The 12,161-nt window shown below is 69.1% G+C and carries 12 protein-coding genes; 6 read left to right on the top strand and 6 right to left on the bottom strand.

The window, feature by feature from the left end; genetic code table 11:
* Positions 1-400 precede the first annotated feature (400 nt).
* The 4 genes from FHW73_RS12845 to FHW73_RS12860 all read left to right on the top strand — a co-directional run bounded on the left by FHW73_RS12845 (position 401) and on the right by FHW73_RS12860 (position 3,774).
* Complete coding sequence (locus FHW73_RS12845) at positions 401-1,522, top strand: slipin family protein (protein ID WP_183427347.1); 1,122 nt, start codon at positions 401-403, stop codon at positions 1,520-1,522.
* Between the two features lie 57 nt (positions 1,523-1,579).
* Complete coding sequence (locus FHW73_RS12850) at positions 1,580-2,803, top strand: RtcB family protein (RefSeq protein WP_183427145.1); 1,224 nt, start codon at positions 1,580-1,582, stop codon at positions 2,801-2,803.
* Between the two features lie 173 nt (positions 2,804-2,976).
* Positions 2,977-3,114, top strand: a complete 138-nt coding sequence (locus tag FHW73_RS12855; protein WP_183427146.1) for a hypothetical protein — start codon at positions 2,977-2,979, stop codon at positions 3,112-3,114.
* A gap of 96 nt (positions 3,115-3,210) precedes the next feature.
* Complete coding sequence (locus tag FHW73_RS12860) at positions 3,211-3,774, top strand: DUF3016 domain-containing protein (protein ID WP_183427147.1); 564 nt, start codon at positions 3,211-3,213, stop codon at positions 3,772-3,774.
* Between the two features lie 90 nt (positions 3,775-3,864).
* Here FHW73_RS12860 and betT read toward each other — a convergent pair whose 3' ends face one another.
* Both betT and FHW73_RS12870 read right to left on the bottom strand, forming a co-directional pair.
* Positions 3,865-5,874, bottom strand: coding sequence for a choline BCCT transporter BetT (gene betT / locus FHW73_RS12865; protein WP_183427148.1), 2,010 nt, complete (start codon positions 5,872-5,874; stop codon positions 3,865-3,867).
* Positions 5,875-5,995: 121 nt separating this feature from the next.
* On the bottom strand, positions 5,996-7,063 hold the full coding sequence (locus FHW73_RS12870; RefSeq protein ID WP_255492975.1) for a hypothetical protein: 1,068 nt from the start codon (positions 7,061-7,063) through the stop codon (positions 5,996-5,998).
* Between the two features lie 317 nt (positions 7,064-7,380).
* On the opposite strand from FHW73_RS12870, the gene FHW73_RS12875 reads away from it, so the two are divergent.
* Together FHW73_RS12875 and FHW73_RS12880 are read left to right on the top strand one after the other, a co-directional pair.
* On the top strand, positions 7,381-7,665 hold the full coding sequence (locus tag FHW73_RS12875) for a DUF4031 domain-containing protein (protein WP_183427149.1): 285 nt from the start codon (positions 7,381-7,383) through the stop codon (positions 7,663-7,665).
* A gap of 74 nt (positions 7,666-7,739) precedes the next feature.
* On the top strand, positions 7,740-7,982 hold the full coding sequence (locus tag FHW73_RS12880; RefSeq protein ID WP_183427150.1) for a DUF3297 family protein: 243 nt from the start codon (positions 7,740-7,742) through the stop codon (positions 7,980-7,982).
* 25 nt (positions 7,983-8,007) lie between these two features.
* On the opposite strand, the gene FHW73_RS12885 is transcribed toward FHW73_RS12880, so the two are convergent.
* The 4 genes from FHW73_RS12885 to FHW73_RS12900 all read right to left on the bottom strand — a co-directional run bounded on the left by FHW73_RS12885 (position 8,008) and on the right by FHW73_RS12900 (position 12,137).
* Positions 8,008-8,592, bottom strand: coding sequence for a DUF4410 domain-containing protein (locus tag FHW73_RS12885; RefSeq protein ID WP_183427151.1), 585 nt, complete (start codon positions 8,590-8,592; stop codon positions 8,008-8,010).
* 113 nt (positions 8,593-8,705) lie between these two features.
* The gene (locus FHW73_RS12890; RefSeq protein ID WP_183427152.1) at positions 8,706-10,007 is read right to left on the bottom strand and encodes a DUF58 domain-containing protein; all 1,302 of its coding nucleotides are present in this window, start codon (positions 10,005-10,007) and stop codon (positions 8,706-8,708) included.
* Positions 10,008-10,038: 31 nt separating this feature from the next.
* Positions 10,039-11,031 (bottom strand): MoxR family ATPase, encoded by a 993-nt coding sequence (locus tag FHW73_RS12895; protein WP_183427153.1) that lies wholly within the window; start codon positions 11,029-11,031, stop codon positions 10,039-10,041.
* Positions 11,028-12,137: a DUF4350 domain-containing protein gene (locus tag FHW73_RS12900; RefSeq protein WP_345776184.1), complete on the bottom strand. Its 1,110-nt coding sequence runs from the start codon at positions 12,135-12,137 to the stop codon at positions 11,028-11,030. Before FHW73_RS12900 ends, FHW73_RS12895 begins: the two co-directional genes overlap by 4 nt.
* Positions 12,138-12,161: the final 24 nt, after the last annotated feature.

Consider the following 12,161-nt stretch of genomic DNA (forward strand, 5'->3'; position numbering starts at 1 on the left):
GACCTGTCACGTCATGACCCGGAACGCGAGTTCCATACCAGGACACGGCCCGCGCGGCGTGTCGCGCGCAGCAGGCTCCGGCCTGTCGATGCCGCGAACCGTCGCAGCGGATCCGTCACCGGGCCAGCGTCCACGAGGCGCGCGGACCGCCTGCGCACCGCCGCGCCCCGTCGCGACGTTCATGCCTGGGCGCTGTCTCCGCGCCGCGAGCACGCCGCGCTCCGCGACGGCGATGCCAGGGCCGCGTCCATCTTCCTCGCGGGTCCGCCCGCAACGCATCGCACGCACCGCGATGCGACGTACTGCCGCCGCGGAAACCGATCCATCGCGGCGACATCGACATCCGGATCGGACCACCAGTGCCAACAACCAAGGAGAGAGTGCCGTGCATGTCCACAGCATGTTCTGGACCAGGCGGGTCGTGATCGGTGACGGCGAGCGCGGCCTGGTGTATCGCAACCGTCAGTTCGAGCGCGTCCTCGCGCCCGGCGTACATCGCATGTTCGACCCGTTGCACCGGGTCGAGGTGCGCACGTACGACATTTCCGCACCAGTCTATGGTGGCCACGACGCCGACGCGCTGATCGCGCGCCTGGGCGGACAGCTGGACGAGGTGTTCGTGTATGCCGACATCGGAGCCGACGAAGTCGGCCTCGTGTTCCGGCACGGCAAGCTCGAGGACGTGCTGACGCCCGGCGCACGCCGGCTGTACTGGCGCGGACTGGTCGATGTCGCCGTCGAGCGCGTATCGCTCGCCGACGGCCTCGCCGTGCGCCCGGACGTACTGCGTCGCTTGCGTCAGCTCGGCCTGCTGTCGAAGGTCGCCGTGGTCGTCGACGTGCCGGCGGAGGCGGCCGGCCTGGTCTTCATCGATGGCTCGCTGCTGGAAACACTCGGCCCCGGCGCCTACGCGTTCTGGAACTTCCAGAAGAACGTGGTCGCCGACGTGGTCGACCTGCGCGTGCAGTCGGTCGAGGTGTCGGGCCAGGAGTTGCTGACCCGCGACCGCGTGTCGCTGCGCGTGAACCTCGCGGCCAGCGTACGTGTGACCGACCCGGTCGCCGCGCGGACCAAGGTCGCGAAGTCCAGCGATCACCTGTACCGCGAGCTGCAGTACGGCCTGCGCAAGGTGGTCGCCACGCGCACCCTCGACGAACTGCTGGGCGACAAGGCCTCGCTGGACGCGGACATCTTCGCGTACGTGCGCGGCCAGGTGGCCGGCCTGGGCGTCGAAGTGCTTGGCGTCGGCGTCAAGGACGTGATCCTGCCCGGCGAGATGAAGACGATCCTCAACGAGGTGGTGCAGGCGGAGAAGGCGGCCCAGGCCAACGTGATCCGTCGGCGCGAGGAAGCGAACGCCACACGTTCGCTGCTCAACACCGCGAAGCTGATCGAGGACTCGCCGGTGCTCATGCGTCTCAAGGAACTGGAGGCGCTGGAAAAGGTGACCGAGAAGATCGACACGCTCACCGTGTTCGGCGGCCTGGACGGCGTGCTGAAGCAGTTGGTGACGTTGAAATAGCCATTCCCCGCGCGGTGCAAGGATGCAGCGTGCGGGACCATCCAAGGAAAGCAAGACATGAGTCCCCCATCGCAATTTCAATTCCTACATGCCGAAGGCAGCGCCACGCCGATCAAAGGCTGGGTGCGTGGTGTGCCGCTGGATGACCAGGCCCACGCGCAGTTGCGCAACATCGCCGCGATCCCCTTCGTCGGGCCGTGGGTGGCGGTGATGCCGGACGTGCATCTGGGCAAGGGCGCGACCGTTGGTTCGGTCATCCCGACGCGCGGCGCGATCATTCCGGCCGCGGTCGGCGTGGATATCGGCTGCGGCATGGCCGCGGTGCGCACCACGTTGCGCGCGAAGGACCTGCCCGACAGCCTGGCCCAGATCCGCTCGAGCATCGAGCGCGCGGTGCCGGTCGGCAACGGCCGCGGCGGCGAACACCGGACGCTGCCCGACAGCATCGGCACGCGCATCGCGCAGTCCGGGCTGGTCGAGCGCCTGGACGCAATCAAGCAGAAGCACCGCCGGATCCGCACCGACAAGCTGGACTGCCAGATCGGCACGCTCGGCGGTGGCAATCACTTCATCGAGCTGTGTCTCGACGAATCCGATGCCGTGTGGGTGATGCTGCATTCGGGCTCGCGCGGGACCGGCAACCTGATCGGCACCTACTTCATCGAGCAGGCACGCAAGCAGCTCGAACACCGTGTGCTGGGCTTCCACCTGCCCGACCGGGACCTGGCGTTCTTCATGGAGGGCGAGCCGCTGTTCGAGGACTACGTCGAGGCGGTGTCGTGGGCGCAGGACTACGCCCGCGAGAACCGCGAGGCGATGATGGCGCGGGTACTGGCCGAGCTGCGCCATCGGCTGCCGAAGTTCCAGCTCGAGAAACTGGCGGTGAACTGCCACCACAACTACGTGCAGAAGGAATCGCACGCAGGGCAGGCGTTGTACGTGACCCGCAAGGGCGCGGTGAGTGCGCGGGCCGGCGAGCTCGGGATCATCCCGGGCAGCATGGGCGCCAAGAGCTTCATCGTGCGTGGACTGGGCAACGGCGACAGCTTCCACAGCTGCAGCCACGGCGCCGGCCGCGTGATGAGCCGCACCGCCGCCCGGCAGCAGATCACGCTGGCGCAGCACCGCGAGGCGACCGCGCACGTCGAATGCCGCAAGGACACGGCGGTCATCGACGAAAGCCCGGCCGCCTACAAGGACATCGAGGCGGTCATGGCGGCGCAGTCGGACCTGGTGGAGATCGTGCACACCCTGCGACAGGTGGTGTGCGTGAAGGGCTGAGCGGCCACGGCCGCGACCTTAGGCAAGGCCGCCCCGCAAGGGGCGGCCTTTTTCCTTTGTGCCGGCTGTGTCGCGAGCGCCACGCCCGAGAATGCGCCGATGCCACGCGCCCTTGGACGCGGCTGCTTGGCCGGCTTAAGACCCCACTCAGGGCGGAGCACCCGCAGGTGCTGATGAACGGCTTGCCGGTGCCGCCCCACGCCGTCGCCTGGGGCGGCACGCTCTCTGGTCTGACGCTCGCCTGCCTGGCCGCCACGCGCCGGGCGCTGCCGTGCGCGCAGGCGCGGTTGCATGCCTTCCTGCTCGACTGAACCGGCCTCCTTGATTGCGGGTTAAGCCCACCCGGCGCATGCTCCAATTCCTGTCCGATGCGCCGTGCGGGCCCCGCACGCGAGGGAGTCACCGCCATGAACCGCCGTTCCCTGCCCCTGCTGCTTGCCGCCGCCTTGACCGCGATCGCCGCGCCGGTGCTGGCACGCAGCGACGTGACCGACCCCGAGATCCCGAGGGTGCTGCCCGGAGACAGTCCGGTGTCGGTGCAATGGGGCGACCCGGACGCGTTTTCCGACATCCGCCAGAGCGGCAATCGCTGGGAGGCGCGCCGCGGCAATTGGGTCGTGCAGATCGCCGAGCACATCCGCCGGCGCGCCGAGCGCGAGTTGCCGCCCGGCAGCACGCTCGAGGTCACGATCAACGACATCCGCCGCGCCGGCATGTACGAACCCTGGCGTGGTCCGCAACTCGACCATGTCCGCATCGTCAAGGACCACTACCCGCCGCGGATCGATCTGGACTTCGTACTGCGCGACGCGTCCGGCACGATCGTCGCCGAAGGGCCGCGCGAACTGCGCGACATGGGCTTTCTGCAGCGCGCCGGCAGCACCATGAGCAGCGACGCCTTGCGTTACGAGAAGCAACTCATCGACGACTGGCTGCGGCGCGAACTGCGCCCCGCGCTCGCCCAGCGCTGAACGCCCGCGCCCGACACATCATCGGGCCAACGACCCACAACAAAAGGCCGCGCATCTGCGCGGCCTTTTGCGTTGCGGTCCTGCGGGGCGCTAGCGCACCACGTTGAGGAAGTGGATATGACGCTGGTACTGGTCGAGCACGTCGTGGATCAGCTCGTCACGACGCCAGCCCATCACATCGTAGTCCTGTCCGCCCTCGCGCAGATGCACCTCGGCGCGATAGTAGCGATCGGAATCCTTCCTGCGCCGGCGCGGGTCGTCGAGCATGAAGCTCGGCGGCTCATAGGGAATCGGTCGCACCGAATAGTAGAAGTCCATCTCCTCGCCATGGCCGACCTGCAGCCAGACCCGACCGTCCTCGCCGCTGTCGACCTGCACCTCGAGGTGCTGCTTGCGCAGTTCGGTGGCGACATCTTCGAACGCGGGCCGGACCTGCGACTGCAAGTAGGCCAGCACTTCCTTCTGCAGCGGGTGATGGGCGAGCGCGCGCAGGCGCACTTTCCAGTCGCCGCCGCCCCCCAAGCCGGTCGGCGCCAACCGCGCCTCGCGGGTGCTCACCTGCTTGACCACCTCCAACCGCATTGCGCGCACCATGCCCCAACACATCAGGATCATGACCACGGTGAACGGTAGTGCGGATGCGATCGTTGCGGCCTGCAGCGCGGCCAGACCACCGGCGAGCAGCAGCGCGATCGCGACCGCGCCCTCGGCCAGCGCCCAGAAGATGCGTTGCCACACCGGCGACTCCTCCTCACCCTTGGTGGTGAGCATGTCGATGACCAGCGAGCCGGAGTCCGATGAGGTCACAAAGAAGATCACCACCAGCGCGGTCGCCAGGCCGGACGTGATCGTCGAGAACGGCAGGTTTTCCAGGAACTGGAAGATCGCCACCGAGCTGTCGGCGGCCACCGCATCCACCAGTTGGGTCACGCCGTCGACCATGACCATGTGCAAGGCCGTGTTGCCGTAGATGGTCATCCACAGGAACGTGAAGCCCAGCGGCACCAACAACACGCCGACGACGAACTCGCGGATCGTGCGGCCGCGCGAGATGCGCGCGATGAACATGCCCACGAACGGCGACCAGGCAATCCACCAGCCCCAGTAGAACAACGTCCAGCCGCCCAGCCAGCTGGTCGGCTCGTAGGCGTAGAGATTGAAGGTCATCGAGAACAGGTTCGACACGTACATGCCGGTGTTCTGCACGAAGGTCTGCATCAGGTAGACCGTCGGCCCGGCGATCAGCACGAACGCCAGCAACGCGACCGCCATGATCATGTTGAGCTCCGAGAGCCGGCGCACGCCACGATCCAGGCCGCTGACCACCGACCCGGTCGCGATCAGCGTGATCACCGTGATCAGCACGATCTGGGTCGTCGTCCCCACCGCGATGTCGAACAGGTAGTTCAGACCGGCGTTGATCTGGATCACGCCCAGGCCCAGCGAGGTCGCCAGGCCGAAGATCGTGCCCAGCACCGCGAAGGTATCGACCGCGTGCCCGATCGGGCCGTGGATGCGCTCGCCGATGATCGGGTACAGCGACGAGCGGATCCGCAGCGGCAGCCCATGGCGGTAGGCGAAGTAGGCCAGCGACAGCGCCACCACCGCATAGATCGCCCAGGCATGGATGCCCCAGTGGAAGAAGGTGATGCGCATGGCCTGCCGTGCGGCGGCGATCGTCTGCGGATCACCGATCGGCGGCTCGGCGTAATGCATGATCGGCTCGGCCACGCCGAAGAACATCAGACCGATGCCCATACCCGCCGCGAACAGCATCGCAAACCAGGTGACATAGCTGTAGTCGGGCCGGCTGTGGTCAGGGCCGAGCTTGATTCGCCCGAAACCGCTGACCGCGATACCGATGATGAACACCAGAAAGCCTGCCACCGCGAGCACGGTGAACCAGCCCGCGTCATTGGCGACCCAGGTCTTGGCATGGCCGAACGCGGTTTCGGTCGCCTCGGGCACGACGAACGAGAGCACCACCAGCGCCAGCACGATCAGCGCCGACGGGTAGAACACCGGGCCGAGGATGCGCGAGTGCCAGCGTTCCGGCGGTGCGGCCGGCTCGGGGGCCGGGTGCGCGGGAGAGTCGTTCATGGAAAGTCCTCATGCGGGGCACGGCGTCGGGCTGCAGCCTGTGCCAGGCGCCGCCGTGTCCAGGTGAAAGCGGCGGCAAGGCCGCCACCGGAGCGTGGGCCGGGCAGCGCCCGGCCTGCGATCAGAAGTAGAAGCCGATGTTGACGTTGAGCCGGGAGTGCCAGCCGTCATTGGCCGGATCGCGCACGCCGATGCCCGGGCCGCCGGCGAACCACATGTTCTTGCCGGCAATCCAGTCGACGTAGGTCAGCATCACGCCCTTGCCGAAGCTGCAGCCGGTGACGTTCTGGATCGAATCACGCAGGCCTGGATCATGACCGACAGGCAGCGTCGCGCTGGCGTTGTTGTAGCAGGTGATGCTGTCGAACCAGCCTGTGCGCTGCATGTCCCAGGCGACATTGAACGTCGGCACGTCGGCCTGCGCAGCGATCTCGAACGGGAACATGAAGGCCGACATCGCGATCCGCGACTCGGGATTGTCGTAGCGATAGCGCGCCCACTGCGCCTGCAGCGTCAACGGACCGCGGGTCCACTGCCCGTGCAGCGCCGCGCCGGTGTGATCGTGCTTGCGACCGTCGATGCGATTCTCGATGCGGCCGGTGAATGCCGACGCGCCGTAGGCCGTGTCCCAACCGCCGCGCGTGCCACTGCGCTCGTAGCGCACGATCGCGCGCTCGCGCTCGCGATACGGCAGGTCCTCGGTCGTCGCGACGTCGAAGGAGTAGCGGTCGAAGTTGGCGCCGGTGCCGTACTCGTCGCCCGAGAACACGCCCGCATGCCACTGGTGCGCGCCGTGCTGGCGCTGCCACACCACGCCCAGGTCATAGTCGTCCTCGATGCCCAGGTAGTAGCCGGAGCCGAACCAGAAACTGTGCGAGGCCGTCGGCAACAGGCCGAACGGCACCTGCTGGACACCGGCGCGGATGTCGGACACCGGGCCGCCATCGCGGCCGTCCTCCAGGCGCCAACCCGCGTAGGCGTGATGGACGGCGTCGAAGCCGTCGTACCAGCGGTACTGCAGGGAGAAGAAGGCAGGGCCTGCATGGCCTTTGGCGTCGACCCGGACCAGTTCGGTCTGCAGGCCGCTGGTCGGCCCATAGTCGAGCCATCCGTAGTTGAAGCGGACCGCGCCGCCAAGCTCGAGACTGCGTCCGGCGTCGGCACCGTCATCGGCCGACACGACAGGCATTGCGCCTGCCAGGACACCACATACCACCCATTTGAAACCACGCATCCTCACAACAGGTCTGCCCTCCTCGAAACACTCGATGAATCGACACGAATCGGCCATTTTAACGATTCGCAGCGCCAAGCCCAAATCCGGCGGAATGCGGATACGCAAAAAACGCAGGGAAAACCCGGGGTTTTCAGCCACGACGCGATATGCGACACGCGCGCGCGTCGCAGGCCATTCGATGCCGGGAAACACACGACCGCCGCAGGCGCGCGGCCGCATCCGGGCGCTATCATGGACAACCGGCAATGACGCCGATGTGCAGACCCGGCATGACCGTCTACGTCGATGATGCGGTGCACCTGTGGCGCGGCGAACGCTGGGCGCACCTGTTGGCGGACACGCTCGACGAGCTGCATGCCTTCGCCGCGCAGCTCGGCATCCCGCGTCGCGCATTCCAGAACCGCACCAGCGGCGCCCACTACGATGTCACCGCCGCATTGCGCGAACGCGCGATCGCGCTGGGCGCGATGCCGATCTCGCGCCACCACGACCGCGCATTGGTGCGCGCGGTGATCGACAACGCGCGGCGTCAGGGACGCGGCCTGGCGCCCTGAGCGCAGCGCCGCAGATGAAGCCGGCCGTCGGCGGCGGTATCCTTTCGCCCTTTCCGATCGCGATGCCGACCGCCATGACCGACACACCGCCCGACCGCCTGTCCAACGACCCGCGCAGCCCGCACTACGATGCGGACGCGATGAACCGCGGCATCGGCATCCGGTTCAACGGCAACGAGCGCCGCGACGTCGAGGAATACTGCGTCAGCGAAGGCTGGATCCGGGTCGCGGCCGGCCGTGCGCTCGACCGCCGCGGCCAGCCGCTGACGGTCAAGCTCAAGGGCACGGTCGAGCCCTACTTCCACCTCGGCAGCTGATTCGACCGGGCACCGCGTCGGCCGATCAACTGCCGGCGCGGACCTCGGCCACGATGCGGTCTGCGATCGCCTGCACCTGCTTGGTGGTCATCGGCGCGAAGACGCCCTGCCAGGCGCTCGATGTCGTGTCGTAGCTGCGCGTGGCGACGACCTGGCCCCCGGGTTGCTTGACGAACTGCGCGCTGGCCTTGATGTGCGCATTGCCGGTCATCACGCCCAGGCCGATGCGGGCGCCGGTCGACACATAGCGGTAGCTGTCCACGCGCAGCATCACCACGACGCCCGGCGGATCGAGCGTGGCCGGCCGGCTGTCGCGCACGCTGCCCTGCATCCCGGCGGCCGATGTCGCATTGCGGATCGCCTCGTCCCACAGCGCACGGAACTGCGACCAGTCGTCGGACGCGCGTGCGGTATCGCTGCCCTCGACCACCAGCACGACCTGGCGCACGTCGCCCCCGAACACGACCGGTTCCTCCGGCACGCCGGCCGGTCGCTGTACCGTGGCCGCGCAGGCCGACAGCAGGGCGAGCAGCGCAGTGGCCGCGACAAGACGCAGCGCGCGCGAGCGGCGAGTGGCCGCGGATGGGATTTGGCAGCAAACGGTAAGCATGGCGATTCCTCCGATGGCGGGCATCGCGGCCGGACCCTCCCCCTGCGCGGCGTCCTGGCGCGCGTGGGCAGCCTAGCGCGGTCGCATGCGCATCGCGTGAACTGGCGCCCGCCTCACAGCATGCCGTCGCGCTTGATCGCCAGATAGCGCTCGACGAGTGCGGACGGCAATTGCTCGCCAGTGACGTCGAGCACGGTCACGCGGTGGTTGCGCAGCGCATCGTGCGCCGCCTGGCGCTGGGCCAGGTACCGCGCAGTGGCGCCGGCGCGCACGGCGTCGTCGTGATCGCGTACTTCGGCGTCGAGCACCTCGTCGAGCGCGCGCTCGCGCAGCGAGGCGACGACGACCAGGTGGCGCTTCTGCAGCATGCGCACCGCGGCCAGCACATCCTCGATGTCCTCGTCGCGCAGGTTGGTCACCAGCATCAGCAGGCCGCGCCGACGCTGGCGCAGCGACAGCTCGGTCGCCGCGGCCAGGTAGTCGGTCGCCACCGCCTGCGGTTGCAGGTCGTAGCTCACGCGCAGCAGCGTGTCGACTGCGCCCATGCCGCGCTGCGGCGCCATCCAGCGCGCGTCGCCGCCGGTTGCCAGCAGGCCGACCGCATCGCCCTGGCGCAATGCGAGATAGGACACGACGAGCGCAGCATCGAGTGCGTGGTCGAAGTGCGACAGCGCACCGTCCTGGGCGAGCATCCGCCGCCCGGTGTCGAGCACGACGATCAATTGCTGGTTCTTCTCGTCCTGATACTCGCGCGAGATCAGCTTGCGCGCGCGCGAACTGGCCTTCCAGTCGATCTGGCGCAGGCTGTCGCCGACGCGGTACTCGCGCATCTGGTGGAAATCTGTGCCCTCGCCGCGTCGCCGCTTGATGTGCGCACCGACCAGCCGCGAGGCCTGGTCGGCGCTGAGCAGCGCGAGCCGGGTCAACGGCGCGAAGTTCGGGAACACGCGCACGCGCTGCCGCGTGCCGGCATCGCGCCGCTGTCGCCACAGGGCCAGCGGTGAGCGCAAGCGCAGTTGCACGCCATCAAAGGCGGCCTCGCCGCGCCGGATCGGGCGCAGCCGGTACTCGACCCGGACGACCGTGCCGGGTTCGAGTCGCAGCCGCCGCGGCAGGCCTGTCACTTCCCAGTCCGGCGGATGCAGGTCGTGCACATCCAGGTGCTGCACGCGTGCACCGCCTTCGATCTGCAGCACCGCCGGGCGAGTCACGCCGATCGGCCAGGCCTCGGGGACTGTGCGCACGACATCCGGCGTGGGTCGGCGCGCCAGCACTGCCAGGTCGCCGATCGACAGCGCCAGCAAGAGCGCACCGATCGCCTGCCACGGCAGCACCGCGGACGGCCACAGCGAGGCCGCCACCCCGGCCAGGCCCCAGACCACGAGCAGCCCGATCAGGACCGGCGCCGGCCTCATGTCTGCATACCGCGTTGGCGAACGCCCGAGGTCATCGGCGCGGCGCGTCGACCTTGGCCAGCACCGCCTGCAGCACTTGGTCGGCATCCTGACCTTCGATCTGCAGTTCCGGCGCGAGCGCGATGCGATGGCGCAGCGCGGGCGTGGCGATCTCGCGGATGTCGTCGGGCGTCACGAAATCGCGCCCGGCCAGCACCGCCTGTGCGCGCCCGGCGCGGATCAGCGCCAGGCTGCCGCGGGGACCGGCGCCCAGCGCGATGCCCGGCCATCGCCGCGTCGCACCGGCGATGCGCACCGCGTAGTCGACGACCGCGGCATCGACGACGGTCGCCGCCGTGCCCTGCTGCAACGCGACGATCTCGCCCGGCGCCAGCACCGTCGTCAGTTGCGAAAGGTCGAAATCGGCGGCGACCTTGCCGCCGCTGATCGCGGTCACCATCGCGACCTCGTCTTCGTGCTCGGGGTAATCGATCAGCACCTTGAGCAGGAAGCGATCGAGCTGCGCCTCGGGCAACGGATACGTGCCCTCCTGCTCCACCGGGTTCTGCGTGGCCAGGGTCATGAACGGCGGTGGCAGCTCGAAGCTGTGGCCCTCGATCGTGACCTGCTGTTCCTGCATCGCCTCCAGCAGCGCGGACTGGGTCTTGGCCGGTGCACGGTTGATCTCGTCGGCCAGCAGCAGGTTGGTGAAGATCGGCCCGCGGCGCACGACGAAAGTCTCGCTCTTGGTATCCCACACGGCATGGCCGCTGACATCGCTGGGCATCAGGTCGGGCGTGAACTGCACGCGCGCGAAGTTGCAGCCCAGCGCGGTCGCCAGCGCACGCACCAGCAGCGTCTTGCCCAGGCCCGGCACGCCTTCGAGCAGCACGTGGCCGCCGGCGAGCAGGGCGACCAGGATCTGGTCGAGCACCTCGGGCTGGCCGATGAAGGCCTTGGCGACCTCGTCGCGGACAGCGGCGACGCGTTCGGCGAGGGCATCGCCGGTGATCGGCGCGGGCGGGGACACAGGCAGTTCGCTCATGGTCGGGGTCTCGTGAGGTTCGATCGCATCTGGATCAGGCGGGCGATGCGCTGGCGCAACGCCTTCGCATCGTCGGGACGGGGCGCAAGCAGGGCCTGGCGGACCTCGCGCGGGGACAGGCCGGTGCGCGCGGCAATGGCCTGGTCGCGGGCCTCGCCCTCGAGCGAGGCGGCGAGCGGGTCGCGCCGGCGCAGGCGCGCCAGGAATGCCTCGCGGACCGCCTCGTAAAGCAACGGCGCACGGCCGTAGCGCACCAGGTGCTCGCCGCTGGCGCGCACGTGTTCGAGCAGCGCGCGCCGCGCGGCCGGCGGCGACGGCCGCAACGGGCCCAACCGCTGCGTGCGCATCCACAACCAGGCGGCCAGCGCCAGCAGCAGCGGCCCCCAGGCCATCCAGCCGCGCGTCAGCAGCAGGTACCACAGCGGCGGCACGCTGGCCGCGTAGACCAGGTGCACAGCGCCCTCGCCCCAGTTCGGCGCCAGCACCTGGCGCGCGAGCATCCAGTGCGGGCCCTCGCGCAACGCGTCGTTGGCGAGGAAGTCCATGTCGGCCAGCACATCGACCCAGCCCTCGCCGTAGGCGAAGCGGGCATAGGCGAGATGGCCGTCCGGGTCGCCCCAGGCCAGCCACGGCTCGACTGCGTCGAGCTGGAAGCGGCTGCCGCTGCAGAATTCGGTATGCGGCGGCTGGCCCTCGATCCGCAGGTGCTCGCAGCCCCCCGGGCCGTCGACCAGTTGCACGCCCAGTTCGCCGAGCAAGGTCCGCGGCCGCGTCGCCCCGTCGCGCAGCCGCGGCGGCGGCGTGCGCACCACCAGATGACCGCCGCCGTCGACCCAGTCGACCACGGTCGTGATCTCGGCCGGCGTCATCGCCCCCGGATCGCCGTAGACCAGCAGCGTGTCGCGCGGCCCCAGCGCGATCGTGTCCAGGCGCAGGCGCTGGCGCGATTGTGCCGGCACCCCGGCCTCACGCAGCGCCTGGCGCAAGGCGTACAGCGGGTTGTAGGCCGCCTCGCCGCGCGGCGGCAGCGTGCGCTCCTCGTCCACGCGCTCGTGGGTGTGCAGGAACCACGCCACGCTCAGCGCGAGCACGAGGGCCGCCAGCACTCCCAGTCCGATGCGCGCCCGCCA

The organism is Luteimonas sp. RC10 (assembly GCF_014192745.1).
In the GTDB taxonomy this organism is placed as follows: Bacteria; Pseudomonadota; Gammaproteobacteria; order Xanthomonadales; family Xanthomonadaceae; genus Luteimonas.